Origin of the sequence: Ligilactobacillus salivarius, assembly GCF_035231985.1 — a bacterium.
Taxonomy (GTDB): Bacteria; Bacillota; Bacilli; order Lactobacillales; family Lactobacillaceae; genus Ligilactobacillus; species Ligilactobacillus salivarius.
In genome coordinates this window covers 854,631-871,463 of the sequence record NZ_CP117983.1, presented here as the reverse complement: position 1 = coordinate 871,463, position 16,833 = coordinate 854,631, and the positions used below count along the sequence as shown (strand labels likewise).

Here is a 16,833-nt window from a genome sequence, read left to right as displayed (position 1 = left end):
TTACTTAATGATTATACTAAAATTAATACGTTTTTTCATCTATATTTAGAATTTTGTCTTATTATTAAACTCTCAAAAAATGTCGTCAAATCTATTCTTGATTCAACGACACTCTGTACTTAATCTTAACGAATTACAGCTTTATAATTTTCTTGTAATTTATTAACTACTTTATCAAATGCTTTATTTACTTCATCATCCGTTAATGTACGTTCTTTATTTTCGAAAGTTAAAGTATAAGCTAAAGACTTGAATCCTAAGTCAATCTTTTCACCAGCATAAACATCAAAGATATTTACAGATGCTAAGTTAGCCCCGCCATTTTCTTTGATTGTTTTAATGATATCACTGTTTTGAATATCTTCAGCAACTAGTAAAGCAATATCACGCTTAATTGCAGGGAATTTAGATACTGGTTTATAAACTTCAGGATCTTTAGAAAGTTCCATAACTTTTTGTAAGTCTAATTCAAATACATAAACTCTATCTAAATTGTATTCTTTAGCTAAAGTTGGATGAACTTCACCAACAAATCCAATAAATTCACCATCAATATAAATATTTGCTGTACGTCCTGGATGCATTTCCTCATGTTCTGCCGTAGCTGTATAAACAACTCTAGAACCTACTCCTACTTTATCCAATAGATTTTGAACAATTCCTTTAATTACATAGAAGTCAACCGGACGTTTCTTATCATGCCAAGTTGCATCTTCAATTAATCCAGTCATAGCTGCAGCAACATGTTCCACTTCTCTTGGTCGTTCTGAATCTTCATCTCTGAAGAATACTCTTCCTTGTTCGTAGAGAGCTACATTTTCAACTTTTCTAGCCTTATTGTATGAAACATCATCTAATAATCCAGAAATTAGGTTCATTCGAACTGTTGTATGATCAGAACTCATTGGGAAATCTAATTCTGTTGACTTCATTGCTGGTTCAAAAGCAAATCTCTCAGCCTTAACTTTAGTTGTAAGCCCATAAGAAATAGCTTGTGTTAATCCAGAAGCCTCAAGAATTGCGCGTGTATTACGAATTACTTGTTGTTCGTAAGTATAGTGTCCTGGAGTAGTTGGACCTACTGGTAAAGTAGCTGGAATATTGTCATAACCATAAATACGTGCTACTTCTTCTATTAAATCTGCAGGAATGCTAATATCCCATCTAAATGGAGGCACATTTACAACAAATTCGCCAGCATTTTCTTCAACCTTAAATCCTAAACGTTCAAAAATATCTGTCACATCTGCAACTGATAAATCTGTTCCTAAGACATTATTTATTTTTTCTAATGAAATTTCTACCGTAGTATCTTGAACATCTATATCTTGTTCTTGCGCAATTCCAGTAGCTACCTTACCATCGCCTAATTCCGCAATCAAATTAGCAGCATAATCTAATGCTTCTTCGATTGTTCCACGATTAATCCCTCTTTCAAAACGCATTGATGCTTCGGAATGAAGATTTTCGCGACGAGAAGTTTTTCTGATGCTTGATGAATCAAACATTGCAGATTCAAGTACTACGGTTGTAGTATTGTCATCAACTTCTGTATTAGCTCCACCCATCACACCAGCTAAAGCAATTGGATCCTTACCGTTAGTAATAACAATATCTCCAGATTGTAATTCACGTTCTTGATCGTCTAGAGTTGTGATTTTTTCTCCTTGCTCAGCTAATCTTACTACTAATTCTTTTGAATTAATCTTGTTGTAATCAAAAGAATGAAGTGGTTGACCATAATCCATCAAAATGTAGTTAGTAACATCAACGACATTATTAATAGGTCTTACACCAGCATTCCATAAGCGTTTTTGTAACCACATAGGACTAGGTTTAACAGTAACATTATCAATAACTCGTAGTTTATAAGCTGGAGCTAATTCTTTATCTGCCTTTACTGACAAATAGTCTTCAATATGTAATCCATCATCTTCGTTAACAGTTCCCATTGGTAAAGTTAATTCTCTACCATAAACAGCAGCTACATCTCGTGCAACTCCACGCATACTTAACATATCACCACGATTAGGTGTTACGTCAACGTCAATTATATCTTCGTCCATTCCTAGATAATTATATACGGGTTCCCCAGGAACAGCAGATTCTGGTAATACGTAAATTCCGTCAGCATATTCTTTAGGAACAACACTTTCTGAAAAGCCAATTTCTTGTAAAGCACAAATCATACCATTAGATACTTGACCTCTCATTTTACCGCGCTTAATTTTAACATTCCCGGCAATTCTTGCACCTGAAAGTGCTACGATAACTTTTTGATTAGCAGTAATATTAGGAGCTCCACATATAATTTGAATTGGTTCATCTTCACCTACATCAACTTGACAAATATTTAAGTGATCGGAATCTGGATGCTTTACAACTTCTAAAGTTTTACCGACAACAATCTTTTTTAATCCTTCTTCAAGTCTGTATGTTTCATCCACTTCAACTGCTGTTCTTTCAATTTTTTCAGCTAATTCTTCAACAGCTAAATCATCTACTTTTACATAATCGTTTAACCATTTTGTAGAAACTTTCATTTTATACTATCCCTTCTGTGAAAATTGACTTAAGAAACGAACATCATTTAGATAGAACTCTCTGATATCGTCTACACCATATTTCAACATTGCAAATCTATCTGGTCCTAAACCGAATGCAAATCCGCCATAAACATTGGAATCTACTCCTGCCATTTCCAATACGTTAGGATGTACCATTCCAGCACCTAGAACTTCGATCCATCCAGTGTATTTACATACAGAACAACCTTTACCATTACACTTAAAACATGAAACATCAATTTCAGCAGATGGTTCTGTAAATGGGAAATAACTTGGACGCATTCTGATTTCTCTATCTTCACCGAAAATAGTACGTGCAATTAATTGCAAAGTACCCTTTAAATCAGCCATAGTAATATGCTTATCTATAACAAGTCCTTCTACTTGATGGAATTGATGAGAATGAGTTGCATCGTCAGTATCTCTACGGTAAACCTTACCTGGAGAAATCATTTTAAGTGGTCCCTTGCTAAAGTCATGTTTTTCCATTGTACGAGCTTGGACAGGAGATGTTTGAGTTCTCATTAAAATCTTTTCAGTAATATAGAAAGTATCTTGCATATCACGTGCTGGATGATCTTGAGGTAAGTTAAGCATTTCAAAGTTATAATGATCTTCTTCTACTTCAGGACCATCAACAACTTGAAATCCCATTCCCAAGAATAATTTTTCTATTTGATCAATTATTTGTGTAATAATATGTGTGTTACCTGTAGTTACTGGCACACCTGGTAAAGTTACATCAATTGTTTCTTTTTCCAGTTTTTTAGCCATTTTTATAACTTCAATTTCATCTTTCTTATCAGCCAATGCTTGAGTCAATTCATCTCTGATTGCATTGGCAAATTGTCCCACTTTTGGACGTTCCTCTGCACTCAAATCACGCATTCCACGTAAAACTTCAGTGATTGGACCTTTCTTACCTAACAAACTTACACGAATGTCATTAATTTTCTTTAAGTCTTTTGCTTCTTTTATTTCCGCTAATCCTTGTTCTTTTAGCTCAGCAAGCTTTTCTTTAAGATTCATTGCTATGTTCCTTTCTTTGACTTTTTCAAATAAAAAAGCCTCATCCCTACCAAAAGGGACGAGGCTCGCGGTACCACCCTTGTTTTGTTATACAAAATTGTACAACAACACTCTAATATGCCTTTAACGTAGCATCAACGTTCTATCTTTCAACTTAAATCGTATTCTGATAGCGATTCCGGAAGTGAACTTCAGATAAAAAATATTGAAATTATCTCACCAAAACTAATTTCTCTCTTAAAATATTACCTTATCTTACTCTTTTCCATCTACATCTTTAATATTATGCTTTTTAGTTTAAACTATATTACTGATTTTAGTCAAGGGCTTATCAATGAAATAAAATTAGCTATTAGCACAATCTTCGACAGAATACCATTTATCAGACCATTTATGAATATCAGACATAATTTCTTTCAAGTCTTCACCTTGAGAAGTCAATCTATATAAGACACGTGTACTACCTGGTTGTGCCATTCTTTCTACTAAACCTTCGTCTTCAAGTTCTTTTAGTCTTTCTACCATCACTCTGTCACTACATTTATCAACGCTATCAGCTAAATTTCTGAATCTTTGAGGGCCTTTTTCCAATAAAACTTCAATAATCAAACCGTTCCATTTTCTTCCCAAGATTCCAAAAGTCTTTGTAAATTTAGGACAAAGTGTGTATTTATTTTCAGTATCCACTGGCATAAAGTTCACTCCTTTCAAATATATTTTTGGATCAATACTTTACTAGTCAAATCTAATTTGTTACTAGAAGTAAATAAATCTAACAAAATAACCTTTGCATTATAGCAAAGGCCACTAATACTGCCCTAAGGACATTTTACACTATTTACTTACTTTTTCAAAGTCAAACGCTGTACTATTTTTTCTTCCTCTAAATAGTTTCTCAACTTTTTGTACTAAGTGCTCTGAATATTCCGTTGTAGCAGAATACTTATCTACAATAGTTACAATATAACCTTCTTTATACTTTGGAGGGCACAATGTAGCTCCCCACATGTGTTTAATAATAATATCTTTTTCTAAATCACTTAATTTTGTTAATTTTTCTGCATTTCTAACTGCTATTCTAGGATGAATCCAAGCATGTGTACCACGATCAAATTTTGTAGTTCTCCAATCATAATAGAACAAATCATGTAATAACCCTGCACGAGCTACAGCTTTAGCATTCCAACCTAATGTCTTAGCAATTCGATAACTTACATAAGAAACAGTTATCACATGCTCTAAACGAGTAGAAAAATGATGTTGGGTATAATTAGCAAGTTTTTGAACTTCTTTAGTTTCCAACAAGCTCCCGACATAACTCATATATTCTTCATCATTACGCCAAATATTATCTTTCATATAGTATCGTTACCTCACTAATTATCTATTCGTACTCTACTACTAGATAATAATACAGATTTTTTATGAAAAATCAATAATTCTTAGCACACCTTAACACTTTTTTATTTATTTCTTCAAAGCAAACATTAATATGCCTGCAGCCACCGCTACATTTAGTGATTCAGCATTAGTTATTGGAATATACAAATTAATTGAAGTCACCTCTAGAATTTCTTTACTTATTCCATTTCCTTCGTTTCCCATAACTAAAGCAAAATCAGTATGTTGTCCGACATTAGTATACTCTCTAGCATGTTCGTTAAGTTCACTTCCAAAAACAGGAACCTTCATATCTTTAAAATGTCTAATCCAACCAGAGAGATTATCATTAATAACTTTAATATGAAATTGACTCCCTTGCATTGCTCTTACGACTTTAGGATTATACAAATCTGCCGACCCTTCTCCTAAGATTACTCCAGAGAAACCAGCAGCATCTGCAGTACGTACCATTGTTCCAATATTTCCTGGATCCTGAACACTATCTAACATTAACCAAGCACCTACGTCCTTTTGAGGATATGTGATCTTTTCTTCTTCAATAGATACAATTCCAAAAATTCCTTGTGGCGTTTGAGTTTCTGAAATACTTTTCGAAACTTCCTCGGAAATCATAATCACCTTAGTTTCATCTGGGATTTCTATTTCATTTAGATGCTCAAATTTAGAAGTTATTAACAATTCTTCAACTTTCTTATTTGCTTTTAGTGCTTCTTTCACTAAATGTAAACCATCAAGAATATACTTATTCTGTTTTTTTCTTCCCTTTTTAGTATTTAATTTCTTCCATTCTTTTACTCTACTATTACTTGTTGATGTTATTTCCAATTATTTACACATCCTCTAATATATTTGTCTATTAGATTATAGAATGAATCAATATTGTCGACAAGGTTGTTAAGTTGAAATATTCTAAAAATTATCGTATCATTATCACAATTAATTAATACTAAGGAGTTTTGATGATGCAATTATACAGATTAGTTATTGATGGAGCTTTAGTATCTGACGAAAGCGACGAATACATTTATATAATTCATATTTCGTATCCATCATATGCATACTTACCTGATCAAAACATGCCTTCGATTCCTGCAAAGTCACCAGCTTTACAAACTATCATTAGTCCTGTCCAGTTTAAAATTGAAAATGGTGATTTTTCAGAATTTTTCGTTTACTTAAATATTATTCCTAATAGTTTAATACCTAGACCTCGTTTTAAATTAGACCTATTAAAAAATTCGGATAGTTATTCAATCACTAAACATGAAATGAAATTTTATAACAATCCTGATTTCGTTGAGAAGTACGGCCGTCCTCGTTATGATGTCAATCCAATTCCTATCAATTACGACGTTTCATTGGCAGAAATTTTACCTGAACTAGAACATGGCGACTTTTTAGGAAATTATATTAGTATTCGTTGGGAATTAGTTTCTCATAGAAATTAGCTTTTGGCCAGAGAGTATATTCCACCGATAGCTGCAATAAAAATAAGCCCAAGTAACCATATATGTGAAACTAGCCATACGAAAAGTGCAATACAGAATATCCAATAAAATAATTTCCCTGCAACTTTTAAAATCTTCCATGCTATCCATATACCAAATATTAAAAATAGAATTCCCATGTATAAACACCTCTTTGAGAAGATTATATCATTTTATTTTTGACTTTATTGATAATTTTTCTTAAATATTCACTTATCATTTTTTTGTATGTTTTATCATATACTAACTTCAGATAAATCAACTTATAAACAAAGCTATAAAATTTAGAACAACTGATTCTGTGTATCGTCAGTTGTTCTTTTTTATTACCTTAAATTTAACTTGGAAAATAAAAAACCTTTCTGTCAGAAGAACAGAAAGGAGAAATTTTACGGTGACTAGCCGTATTTTTTTTGAAGATAACTAATCTTCAATCGAGATGTATTACCTTGATTCCCTTAGTAGTAACGTTAGGATTGACTATCCTAATAAACATTATATCTGACATTATTTCAGATAAGATTAAGAACCGTCATAAGCGGAAGCATTAATCTTTGACGAATTGATCCAGATAGTAAAAGTAGATGTGGTAGCAAGCGACCCAACATCTGCTTTTTTTATTTTACTAAAATCACCTAACTAAATGGATAGGTGCTATCAAGACAGTCATCAATACTGCAAACATATTATACCACCCTATCATAAACTTTTTAAAGTGTAACGAATTGTAACAGATTGGGTCGACTCAACTATCTGTTATAACCTACTAAACTTTCATATTTTTACAATAACTTTGATTTTTAATTGATACCAACACGATAACGTGTTATCATACAAGTGTTGAGAAGTGGTAACAACAATACCTTACAGACCTCGACACAAAAAAGTTCCAAAGAAACATAGGTAACCACTTAGAAAGTAATTACAATGAAAAAGCTAAACAACTTTTTTAGATATTATTACTTTTGTTAATTTGGTAATTATATTTATTTTCAATTTATTAATGTAGTTAGGAGTGAAAACATGATTAATTTAAATAGCAAAGATATAATGACTGCTCAAGAAGCAGCTAAAATTTGGAATAAAAATGAAGCTTATGTTAGAACTGCCCTTAGACAAAACCCAGACAAATTTCCAGAAGGTTCAGTTAAAAGATTTGGAAAAGTGATATTAGTAACTACTCAAGGTATGGAAGCTGTAACAGGTATTAAGGATCCAAGAAAGGATGATTAGATGAATAAACAAGATAAATATTTTAAATGGATAATTTATGCAATATTTGCAACTATATTTTTAAAGTTAATTAATATACTATTCTTTGAATGATCGTCGTAAACAGTTAGGTTCTTAAATCTAGGGAGTTATTATTGTAGTTAGCATATTTAAAAAAGGTAAAGGATACATGATTAAGGGTATCTTGGTACGATGAACATAAATATGAAAATAAGACTGGTTTTAAAAGAACTAAGAAAATCAATAAACCTAGTTTCCACTTCCATAGTCTATGACATACTTATGTCGCTTACCTTTTATCAAAAAATATTGACTTGTATATTATATCTAAACGTTTAGGACATTCAGATATTTCTACAACATCTAGAGTATACTCTTATTTAATTGATGAATATAAAAATCGTGCTGATAATCAAATATCTAAATTTATCTCAAGTTTATATAATAATTCTAATGAATTTTACACTGATAATAAGAAAAATTATCTTTAAAATATGAATAATTTTGTTAATAACAAATAATATATTGTTCAAAATGGAAGTGCACCAAAAGTACTCCAAAGAATTAAAAACATACTAAAACATATGAAAACTCAGAAACAAAAAATCACCTATAAACGTTGATATAATAACGTTTATAGGTGATTTTAAAATTATTTAAACTATAACATATTGTTTATAAAAAGGAGAGTACAGGATTTGAACCTGCGCACCAATATAAATCGGCTCGCCGGATTTCGAGTCCGGTGCATTACCACTCTGCCAACTCTCCGTAACAGAGTTAGTATAACAAAAAATAGTTATATAAGCAATACTTACCCGATTATTTAGTGTTATAAGTAATGATATAAATACTAAAAATAATTTATTCCATAAAATCATAAGGTGTTATATCATCCATACCTATCATTGCATCAACTTTGTTATTAACAATAATATCCATGGTCAATATACCATCATTATAAATAAACGGTTCATCCTGTTCTTCAACAATGGAATCTTGTTCTTTGTCATTATTCACGGCAACTTCTTCATTATCAGTTTTTTCTACTGGTTTTTCTTCTACTCCGAATTCCATTCTTATACGTTTCAATAATCCAGTCTTTCTGTTAAGAGAGATAATCTCTGCACTTTGTCTAAATGAAGAAATATTTCCTAAAAGAACTAATTTTTGCTTAGCTCTAGTTATTCCTGTATATAACAAGTTTCTAGCAAACATTCTTTGATATTGTGGCAACATTGCTAATACTACAATTGGAAACTCACTACCTTGGGATTTATGGATGGACATACAGTAAGCTAACGTCAAATTAATCCAATCCTTTTTATCAAAAGTTACTTCATTTCCATCGAAATCTGCTATTATCTGTTCACCCTTTTTATCTTTTTTAGTTTTAGGTATATTTATTCCCATAATCTTTCCAATATCACCATTGAAGACATTATTTTCAGGATCATTTACCAAATGAAGAACTCTATCTCCAATTCTAAATATTTGCTCATTGAAAGTAACTTCTTTTTGTCGAGGTTTAGCTGGATTCAATAATTCTTGTAAAATAGTATTTAACCTATTAATTCCTGCATTACCACGATACATTGGAGCTAATACTTGAATATCATCTTTACTATTTCCCTTATTCAAGGCAGCTTTTACCACTTGCTCAACAGCAGAAGTTAATTGGCTAGCTTCACATGGAATAAATGCTCTGTCAGATTGTGCTTTAGTGAAGTCTACCGGCAGTTCTCCATTTTTTATTGAATGTGCCAAATTAATTATTGAGGAACCTTCACCTTGTCTATAGATTTTCGTTAACTCTTTTTTAGGTAAGGTATCACTAACTAATAAATCAGAAAATACTTGTCCTGGTTGTACTGACGGAAGCTGATTTCTATCTCCCACAAAAATAACTTGCATATGACTAGGAATACTATTTAACAATAAATCCATGATAAGTGTATCTACCATGGATGTTTCATCGACAATTAACAATGCACCTTCAAGTTCTTGAATATCTTCAGGCAACTTATCATCATGCGCATTTATTCCCAACATTCTATGAATTGTAGAAGCTGGTAATCCCGTCGATTCTGCCATTCTTTTAGCAGCTCGTCCTGTTGGTGCAGCTAACAATATTGGAAATGGATTATCTTTATCGTACTTACCAATATCTAAATCTATGTCGTTTAATAAAGCATATACTGCAACAATTCCATTAATAATTGTTGTCTTACCAGTACCTGGACCACCTGTTAACAGAAAAACTGGTGATTTAATTGCATCTTTTATCGCCCTTTTTTGTTCACTATCATAATCTATTCCCAATTGATCCTCAGCTTTTATTAAGAGTTTATCTAATAACGCATCATTATTTGGTAAATCACTGTTGCCCGATCTCAATAGTCGATATAAATTCTCTGCTATATTCCACTCAGCATTGAAAAAGGTCCTACTGTATACTTTATTATCATCAGACTTAATTTTATCTTCTTCAGCAAGCTTTATTAACTGATCTGCAACTAATTGTGGATCGATTGCTTCATTGCGATTACTTTCAAGAAGCTTTAATGTTTCAGTTACTAAGGGTTTTAACTCAACATAAGTATCTCCTGTAGCATAAGTTAAATCATACAATGATTGGAAAATAGCTCCTCGAATTCTACCAGGAGAATCACTAGCAAAGCCAAATTGTTGTGCAATTTGATCTGCTTTAGTAAAGCTAATTCCGTCAATATCTACGGATAACCTGTATGGATCTTCATGGATTATTTCCAAGGTACTATTTGTATAGTTATTATAAATCCTTCCAGCCATTGTACTAGTAAAACCTAAACTATTAAGTTCAATTATGATTTTATCAATTCCATAATTTTCCTTTAAAACTTTTTTTATACTATCCTTTTGCTTTTCAGATAATCCAAGTTCTTCTAATTTATCCATATCATTGTTTAAAACGTCAATAGCATCTACACCTAATTTTTTTACTATTTTTTCAGCTGTCTTTTTACCTATACCAACAAACTCATCACTCGAAAGATATGCAATTACACCATCTTTTGTAGAAGGTAATTCTATTTGGTAACTTTCAGCTTGGAATTGTTTTCCATAACGTTGATGCTCTACAACATTTCCCTCAAATCGATATAAAGAATCTGTTTGAATATTAGCAAAACTTCCAGTCACAGTTATTCTCTGATCATCCCAGTCGAAATTAGTTTCTTTAATCAAGACTTGTAGAACTTTATAAAAACTATCGGAAGCCTCGAAGTAGACAGCATTTACTGTTCCTATAAGATACTTACCATTATCTTCTTGGTCAAAAAGATCTAATTCCTCACTCATCAGACTTTCCTTTCTTTTGCGTCATTAAGAAACGTTGAACATCTGCCAAACGTTGTTGCATTTTTTTGTAATATTCATTATCCAAATTCTTAACTCGATCAAAATACTTACCTGCTTCTCCTGACAAGCTAAGTTCTATTACTCCTAATTGGAATAATACTTCTACATTATCTTTGTCATATTCTAAAGCTTTTAAATAGTATTTTTTTGCATTAGTCAAATCACCTGTAGCCATAAAACATGATGCTAATAAAGAAATCGCATCTACATTATGTTTTGTATTTTCAGAAACTGTTAATGCATACATCATAGCTTGAGGATAATTTTCTTGGGCATAATATGCCTGTGCCATCATTAACATTGAATCTTGTTTTAACTTTTCAGATTGAACTTTCTTAAACTCCACTATAGCTTTATCATACATCGAATTAGTATAGTATACATTTCCCAATCCATAATGCATAAGTGAAGATTTTTCTTTGCCATTAGCAAATATATTCAATGCTTTCTTAAATAGTTCTTCTGCTTGTTCAGCAGAATGAGCATCATTAAGAGCCACCCCTAAATTATAATATGCCTGTGCATCATAAGGATTATTATCTATTTTCTGTATAAGATCTTTAATTAATTCTTCAGCCTTATTTTTAATGTTTTTATCCACTATTTCACCACCACTTTATACTACATCAGTTGCATCTAAGTCTCTCTTTAGATAATCAGTTTTATTCCATACTAAGCATTTGAATTTTTGGTTGTCATCTACAGTTTGTAAAATCGTTGTACTTGTATTAGCCAATCCACCTTTTGCACGAATCTTTTCTAATGGTATTCCCTGGAGATAACGAATTTCAGCACATAAAGCCGCACCATGACTAACAATCAAAATATCATCATTAGGATATCTTTTAACTATATCTCTAATTTTCGGAGTCATTCTTGCAAATAATTCAGGAAACGATTCACCCTCTATTGTTGTTGGATCATACTTATCAGGATGATTTCTAAAAGCATCTAATTCAGCTGGATATTTTTCTGCTACTTCAGTAAATTTCATACCTTCCATTTTACCTAAATTAAACTCAGAAAATGCAGCATCTGCTTCTAAACGTACGTTATAAGGTAGGTTTTCTTTTATTTTTTGAGCAGTTACTAATGCTCTTTTTATTGGACTAGAGTATATTTTTGCAAAACGATATGTCTTTAAATACTCTGATAATTGTTTTATTTCTTCTAAACTTTGAGGTAATAATGGCGAATCTCCATGTGCCCCTTGGTATCTACCTTCTAAATTCCATTCTGTTTTTCCATGGCGTACAAAAAAAAGTCTTGTCATACTAACCTCACCTTTATTTTTAATAATTAAAATAACTTCAAAATAATAATAAAAACTAATTCAAGTTTACTCGTATTCTCCATAATCTACAAGTAAGTTATTGATTTTAATATATAAAAAACAGTTGAAGCAAATCCAACTGTTCTGTAGTTAACTATCTACACTATTTCCTTTCGAGTATACAAAATTCCTCCTAATAGCATCGCCAATATCCCTATACCAGTTAAAATAGCAAATGACATCAAATCAAATTTTTCCATTGGCATTTTAGCAAGTACGTTGAATAACGAAGTATGCGTCATCCACTTAGGCAAATCAAGTAGTACAGCAAAGTATATTATACAAAAACTATACCCTAATAATCCATAAACTAACCAACCAACAAATATAGGCAAACTCAAGCTTAGTAACATTAGTCCAACAAATAAACAAACTAATGGCCATTGATTTAATGATGCTTTAATACAATAATAAATTTTCCATTATTAGCCTGCATTGATGAAGTAGCTGCTATCCCTAAACAAAATCCATTTATTAGTATAGCTAAAGTCCCGAAAAATAAAGCTAAAATCAAACTAGAATGGTAAACTTTCAACCTACTTACTCGCTGCACTAAAAGATAACCTAACCGTTCTTTATTTGTCTCAAACTGCACTTTATGAACAACTACTAGTGGCATCACTAAACCAATTGCTGTCGTTACCACCATAATTAAAGAAGTAAATGAATTAATCAATGTTGTAGAATTATTAGCAAACATTTGACTAATTAATTTATTACTGCTGACAAATGTATCAATATCTCCATAAATTGAACCATACATTATTGCAATTACACCATCAGCTAGTAACCAAGAAATAATAGTAGATCTATTTAAGTAAAAGAAAAATCTTAGTGGTGTAGCTAGCCATTTACTAGCTTTAGTTTTACCCTTTTTTGGAGCAATTGTACTAGATCCTAAATCTCGTGAACTTTCAAGCACCAAACCAATACTAAATACAACTAAAGTTAATAAGAATAATCCTATCAAGTAATACCAATTATTTTGATAAAAAGGATGACCTAAATAAGTCCAAGCTAGTGGATTAAACTTAGATAATGTCAAATTACTAACATCAGTACCTGCTCTAAGTACATATAATATTCCCACTATACTAAAGAAAATTCCACGTGCTTGTGAGCTTGTAGCAAAGATTTGAGCACAAAGATAAGCTATTGATGCACCTAACAAACTAGCTGATCTTAATGAACATGCAAAATACAAACTACCTTTAAGATCTATAGAACTAACATTGTAAGATACTAAAATTCCACTAACTAAAATAATTGTTAAAACTGTATGTAAAAGTACCAATAAATTTATTGCCATACTAGAGGCTTGCGAACCAATATGCAACGAATTCAATATTTCTAATTGCCCGTTTTCTTCCATATACTCAAACGATGGTTAACGGCTTTTCCCAACCTGAAATATATCAACAAGCCCTCCCTTTTACTAAAGAATGGACTGAAGTACTGTTAAAAGGCATCGCTCCAAATCCTAATATAATTATGAAAGATAAATAAAAATTACCCAGGCTTTAAAAATCTGAGTAATTTTTATTTATATTAATTTATATTTTTCTCTGACATTTTTCTTAGATAGCTCCATATCTGACTTCTATATCTTCTAAGTAAAAATAATAATACGAGATAAGTTACTAAGCATAACCCTATCCAAAATGGATTTTGTGAAATAAATGCCGCAAATACCACTGCATTTAATGGTCTGGCCATTAAATTAAAACTTGTAATCAAAACTACACCAGTTGGAATTGTAGCACCATAATTTGATACTGCTTCTGTATAAACTGAACCTAACCAACTTGATGCATATAATCCTAAACTAAACCAAATAATTCCATTTGCAATTATTTTTAAGATATTACCTCTAGTTATTGCAACTATTGACTCAACCATGAAAGGTAAAGCTATTAAATCTACTACTGGTAATGTCCTATTACCTGGTAATACAAATGCTAGTAGTACCATAATTGGAATCAATATCATCCCAGATATTATAGTAGCTGGTTCTCCATAACCTACACCATCATCAATACCTAAGAACCATCTCTTAGGGTGTGTTTTCTCTTTCATTTCCTCTTTTTGTCTACTATCAATCGCATCAGCCAAAGGAATAAATGCTTTAGCGAAAACGTCTGTAATTAATGGAAAGATTGTCATAACGGCAGCAAGTTGAATTGCAAACTTTAATATCTCTCCCCAAGCATCTATATCCGTTAAATTGTTTAAATTACCTAAAATTCCTATAATTATTCCTAATATTACCCCTAAACTCGTTGGCTCCCCAAACACTCCTAATCTATCCTTGAAAACTTTCGGAGTTAACTTCACCTTATTAAATCCCAACAAGTTCCATAAAGGATCCAGCAAAATTGCAGGAATAGTCTGTTCTATGTTATGCAATGAAGCTACTGTTGCATTCTTTATTTCAAAATATTCCGACCATCTATCAGCTTGAATTTCTGCAATTACCAAAGTATACAGTAACATGAAAAAAGATAGGATTAATGATAACCAAAAATTGTGAGTTACATAGTAAGCTAAAGTTCCCCAAATCATAAATCCAAAATTATTCCATAAATTAGATGCCATAAAAACCTTAGTGATGCCCAACGCAAAAATAATTAATTCAAAAATTAAGCCAAATACAAAGAAAGTTATTCCTACAGATGAGCCAAAACTTGCTAAAGAGCCAGCTTGCCACCCTATATCGACTACTGGTAACTTAATTCCAGTATTATTGACCATTTGCCTTACAATCTTGGTTACAATTGGTGTGAATTCAGCAATAACCCAGTTGAACCCTGTTAAGCCAACACCTGCATAAAAAGCACTCATTATAGCTTTGGAAAATTTAACATGTAAAAATAGAGCAATAATGAAAATTATTATTGGTACTATGATGCTGGCACCAAAAATAGTGAAAAAATTATTCAATGTTTCTAACATTTGCTTTTGTCACCCTCTTTTTATTAAATAAATTACAGTAACCAAATTCTTTTATATTATATATGATATTAATACAATAAAAAAGCCATTAGACTTATCATCTAATAGCTTAATAAATTAATCGAAATTTAAATTTTTAAATTTCTTGATCCTATCAATGGCTCTCTCCGAAATTTTCAAATTACGTTCTTGTTTATTTCTAATTCTCTCTTGTAATTTTGGTACAATTCCAAAGTTTGCATTAATAGGTTGGAAATTCTTCACAGAGGCATGTGTAATATAGTGAGCCATTGCTCCCATCATCGTTTCTTCAGGAAAAATAACTGGATCTTTTCCTTGAGCAATTCTAGCAGCATTCAAGCCTGCATATAATCCACTAGCAGCACTTTCAACATAACCTTCTACACCTGTCATTTGACCAGCGAAGAACAAATCTGAGCGTTTCTTTGTTTGATATGTTGCTTGCATAACTTCTGGAGAACATAAGAATGTGTTGCGATGCATTACACCATATCTTACAAAACGTGCATTTTCTAAACCTGGAATCATAGAAAATACCCTCTTTTGTTCGCCCCATTTCAAATGAGTTTGGAAACCAACAATATTGTATAGATCTCCAGCAGCGTTATCTTGACGCAATTGAACTACTGCAAAAGGTTCTTTTCCTGTTCGTGGATCTTCTAATCCAACTGGCTTTAAAGGACCATACAACATCGTTTGTGCACCACGAGAAGCAATTTCTTCAATTGGCATACATCCTTCAAAGAATTTATCGTCTTCGAAGTCATGTAATTCTGCTGTTTCTGCTTTAATTAACTCATTGTAAAAATTATAAAATTCATCCTTAGTCATAGGTGCATTTAGATAAGCAGCTTCGCCCTTATCATAACGAGACTTCAAATAAACTTTATCCATATCTAAAGAAGATTTTTCTAAAATAGGAGCAGCAGCATCGAAGAAGAACAATCCATCGCTACCAGTAAATTTAGTAATATCCTTAGCTAAAGCATCAGATGTAAGTGGACCTGTAGCAATTACAGTTAATCCCTCTGGTATTTCATCAATTTCTTCATTTATAATCTCAACATTTGGATGATTGTGTAACTTTTCTGTTACTTCTTTCGAAAAAGTTTCACGGTCAACAGCAAGCGCACCACCAGCTGGTACAGAATGCTTGTCTGCAGACTCCATAATAATAGAATTGAAAGTTCGCATTTCTTCTTTAAGCAAACCAGCAGCATTGGTTAAACGATTTGCTCTTAAAGAATTGGTACATACTAATTCTGCGAAATTTTCAGTATGATGTGCTGGAGTTAATTTTTGTGGTCTCATTTCATATAATCTTACCTTAACTCCTTGATTTGCAATTTGCCATGCAGCTTCACTTCCTGCAAGACCAGCACCGATAACATTTACACTTGCTGTCATA

At 31.9% G+C, this 16,833-nt stretch carries 14 protein-coding genes, 1 tRNA gene, 2 pseudogenes and 1 other annotated feature; of the genes and pseudogenes, 4 read left to right on the top strand and 13 right to left on the bottom strand.

Going from position 1 to position 16,833, the window contains the following annotated elements; translation table 11 throughout:
* Window positions 1–125 precede the first annotated feature (125 nt).
* From pheT to PTA89_RS04380, 5 genes are all read right to left on the bottom strand, one after another.
* Window positions 126–2,543 carry a phenylalanine--tRNA ligase subunit beta gene (gene pheT, locus PTA89_RS04400; RefSeq protein WP_324177444.1) on the bottom strand — a complete coding sequence of 806 codons (2,418 nt, stop codon included), beginning with the start codon at window positions 2,541–2,543 and terminating at the stop codon, window positions 126–128.
* A 6-nt stretch (window positions 2,544–2,549) separates the two neighbouring features.
* On the bottom strand, window positions 2,550–3,596 hold the full coding sequence (gene pheS, locus PTA89_RS04395; protein WP_003700137.1) for a phenylalanine--tRNA ligase subunit alpha: 1,047 nt from the start codon (window positions 3,594–3,596) through the stop codon (window positions 2,550–2,552).
* A gap of 51 nt (window positions 3,597–3,647) precedes the next feature.
* Window positions 3,648–3,877 (bottom strand) — a binding site (T-box leader).
* A gap of 64 nt (window positions 3,878–3,941) precedes the next feature.
* Window positions 3,942–4,289, bottom strand: coding sequence for a winged helix-turn-helix transcriptional regulator (locus PTA89_RS04390; RefSeq protein WP_081537972.1), 348 nt, complete (start codon window positions 4,287–4,289; stop codon window positions 3,942–3,944).
* 141 nt (window positions 4,290–4,430) lie between these two features.
* Window positions 4,431–4,955 carry an HD domain-containing protein gene (locus PTA89_RS04385; protein WP_251920347.1) on the bottom strand — a complete coding sequence of 175 codons (525 nt, stop codon included), beginning with the start codon at window positions 4,953–4,955 and terminating at the stop codon, window positions 4,431–4,433.
* A gap of 108 nt (window positions 4,956–5,063) precedes the next feature.
* A complete protein-coding gene (locus tag PTA89_RS04380) occupies window positions 5,064–5,825 on the bottom strand; it encodes a TrmH family RNA methyltransferase (protein ID WP_324177443.1) in 762 nt (253 codons plus the stop codon).
* A gap of 137 nt (window positions 5,826–5,962) precedes the next feature.
* Between PTA89_RS04380 and PTA89_RS04375 the strand changes: the two genes are divergently transcribed.
* The 3 genes and pseudogenes from PTA89_RS04375 to PTA89_RS04365 all read left to right on the top strand — a co-directional run.
* The gene (locus PTA89_RS04375) at window positions 5,963–6,448 is read left to right on the top strand and encodes a hypothetical protein (RefSeq protein WP_289526288.1); all 486 of its coding nucleotides are present in this window, start codon (window positions 5,963–5,965) and stop codon (window positions 6,446–6,448) included.
* A 1,062-nt stretch (window positions 6,449–7,510) separates the two neighbouring features.
* A complete protein-coding gene (locus PTA89_RS04370) occupies window positions 7,511–7,720 on the top strand; it encodes a helix-turn-helix domain-containing protein (protein WP_003710043.1) in 210 nt (69 codons plus the stop codon).
* 239 nt (window positions 7,721–7,959) lie between these two features.
* A pseudogene (locus PTA89_RS04365) lies at window positions 7,960–8,211 on the top strand (tyrosine-type recombinase/integrase); the annotation flags it as partial.
* Window positions 8,212–8,403: 192 nt separating this feature from the next.
* Here PTA89_RS04365 and PTA89_RS04360 read toward each other — a convergent pair.
* The 6 genes from PTA89_RS04360 to PTA89_RS04335 all read right to left on the bottom strand — a co-directional run bounded on the left by PTA89_RS04360 (window position 8,404) and on the right by PTA89_RS04335 (window position 13,824).
* A tRNA-Ser gene (locus PTA89_RS04360) sits at window positions 8,404–8,491 on the bottom strand.
* A gap of 93 nt (window positions 8,492–8,584) precedes the next feature.
* Window positions 8,585–11,059, bottom strand: coding sequence for an SF1B family DNA helicase RecD2 (gene recD2 / locus PTA89_RS04355; protein ID WP_191355484.1), 2,475 nt, complete (start codon window positions 11,057–11,059; stop codon window positions 8,585–8,587).
* The gene (locus PTA89_RS04350; protein WP_324177442.1) at window positions 11,052–11,720 is read right to left on the bottom strand and encodes a tetratricopeptide repeat protein; all 669 of its coding nucleotides are present in this window, start codon (window positions 11,718–11,720) and stop codon (window positions 11,052–11,054) included. The genes recD2 and PTA89_RS04350 overlap by 8 nt, the downstream gene beginning before the upstream one ends.
* A gap of 15 nt (window positions 11,721–11,735) precedes the next feature.
* Window positions 11,736–12,392, bottom strand: coding sequence for a histidine phosphatase family protein (locus PTA89_RS04345; RefSeq protein WP_003700129.1), 657 nt, complete (start codon window positions 12,390–12,392; stop codon window positions 11,736–11,738).
* A 158-nt stretch (window positions 12,393–12,550) separates the two neighbouring features.
* Window positions 12,551–12,805: a hypothetical protein gene (locus PTA89_RS04340; protein WP_324177441.1), complete on the bottom strand. Its 255-nt coding sequence runs from the start codon at window positions 12,803–12,805 to the stop codon at window positions 12,551–12,553.
* Between the two features lie 35 nt (window positions 12,806–12,840).
* Window positions 12,841–13,824 (bottom strand): hypothetical protein, encoded by a 984-nt coding sequence (locus PTA89_RS04335; RefSeq protein ID WP_324177440.1) that lies wholly within the window; start codon window positions 13,822–13,824, stop codon window positions 12,841–12,843.
* Here PTA89_RS04335 and PTA89_RS04330 point away from each other — a divergent pair.
* A pseudogene (locus tag PTA89_RS04330) lies at window positions 13,824–13,958 on the top strand (TetR/AcrR family transcriptional regulator); the annotation flags it as partial. The gene PTA89_RS04335 and the pseudogene PTA89_RS04330 overlap by 1 nt on opposite strands.
* A gap of 42 nt (window positions 13,959–14,000) precedes the next feature.
* Here PTA89_RS04330 and PTA89_RS04325 read toward each other — a convergent pair.
* Together PTA89_RS04325 and trmFO are read right to left on the bottom strand one after the other, a co-directional pair.
* Window positions 14,001–15,404: a PTS transporter subunit IIC gene (locus PTA89_RS04325; RefSeq protein ID WP_324177439.1), complete on the bottom strand. Its 1,404-nt coding sequence runs from the start codon at window positions 15,402–15,404 to the stop codon at window positions 14,001–14,003.
* 117 nt (window positions 15,405–15,521) lie between these two features.
* Entirely contained in the window at window positions 15,522–16,832 is a 1,311-nt protein-coding gene (gene trmFO / locus PTA89_RS04320) for an FADH(2)-oxidizing methylenetetrahydrofolate--tRNA-(uracil(54)-C(5))-methyltransferase TrmFO (protein WP_081537965.1), read from the bottom strand.
* Window position 16,833 lies beyond the last annotated feature (1 nt).

Excerpts from the sequence above, each read along its gene's own strand:
- PTA89_RS04370 (WP_003710043.1), top strand. The coding sequence starts at position 7,511 with ATGATTAATTTAAATAGCAAAGATATAATGACTGCTCAAGAAGCAGCT.
- recD2 (WP_191355484.1), bottom strand. The coding sequence starts at position 11,059 with ATGAGTGAGGAATTAGATCTTTTTGACCAAGAAGATAATGGTAAGTAT.
- PTA89_RS04385 (WP_251920347.1), bottom strand. The coding sequence starts at position 4,955 with ATGAAAGATAATATTTGGCGTAATGATGAAGAATATATGAGTTATGTC.
- PTA89_RS04345 (WP_003700129.1), bottom strand. The coding sequence starts at position 12,392 with ATGACAAGACTTTTTTTTGTACGCCATGGAAAAACAGAATGGAATTTA.
- PTA89_RS04325 (WP_324177439.1), bottom strand. The coding sequence starts at position 15,404 with ATGTTAGAAACATTGAATAATTTTTTCACTATTTTTGGTGCCAGCATC.
- PTA89_RS04340 (WP_324177441.1), bottom strand. The coding sequence starts at position 12,805 with ATGTTACTAAGCTTGAGTTTGCCTATATTTGTTGGTTGGTTAGTTTAT.
- PTA89_RS04390 (WP_081537972.1), bottom strand. The coding sequence starts at position 4,289 with ATGCCAGTGGATACTGAAAATAAATACACACTTTGTCCTAAATTTACA.
- trmFO (WP_081537965.1), bottom strand. The coding sequence starts at position 16,832 with ATGACAGCAAGTGTAAATGTTATCGGTGCTGGTCTTGCAGGAAGTGAA.
- PTA89_RS04335 (WP_324177440.1), bottom strand. The coding sequence starts at position 13,824 with ATGGAAGAAAACGGGCAATTAGAAATATTGAATTCGTTGCATATTGGT.
- pheS (WP_003700137.1), bottom strand. The coding sequence starts at position 3,596 with ATGAATCTTAAAGAAAAGCTTGCTGAGCTAAAAGAACAAGGATTAGCG.
- PTA89_RS04375 (WP_289526288.1), top strand. The coding sequence starts at position 5,963 with ATGCAATTATACAGATTAGTTATTGATGGAGCTTTAGTATCTGACGAA.
- pheT (WP_324177444.1), bottom strand. The coding sequence starts at position 2,543 with ATGAAAGTTTCTACAAAATGGTTAAACGATTATGTAAAAGTAGATGAT.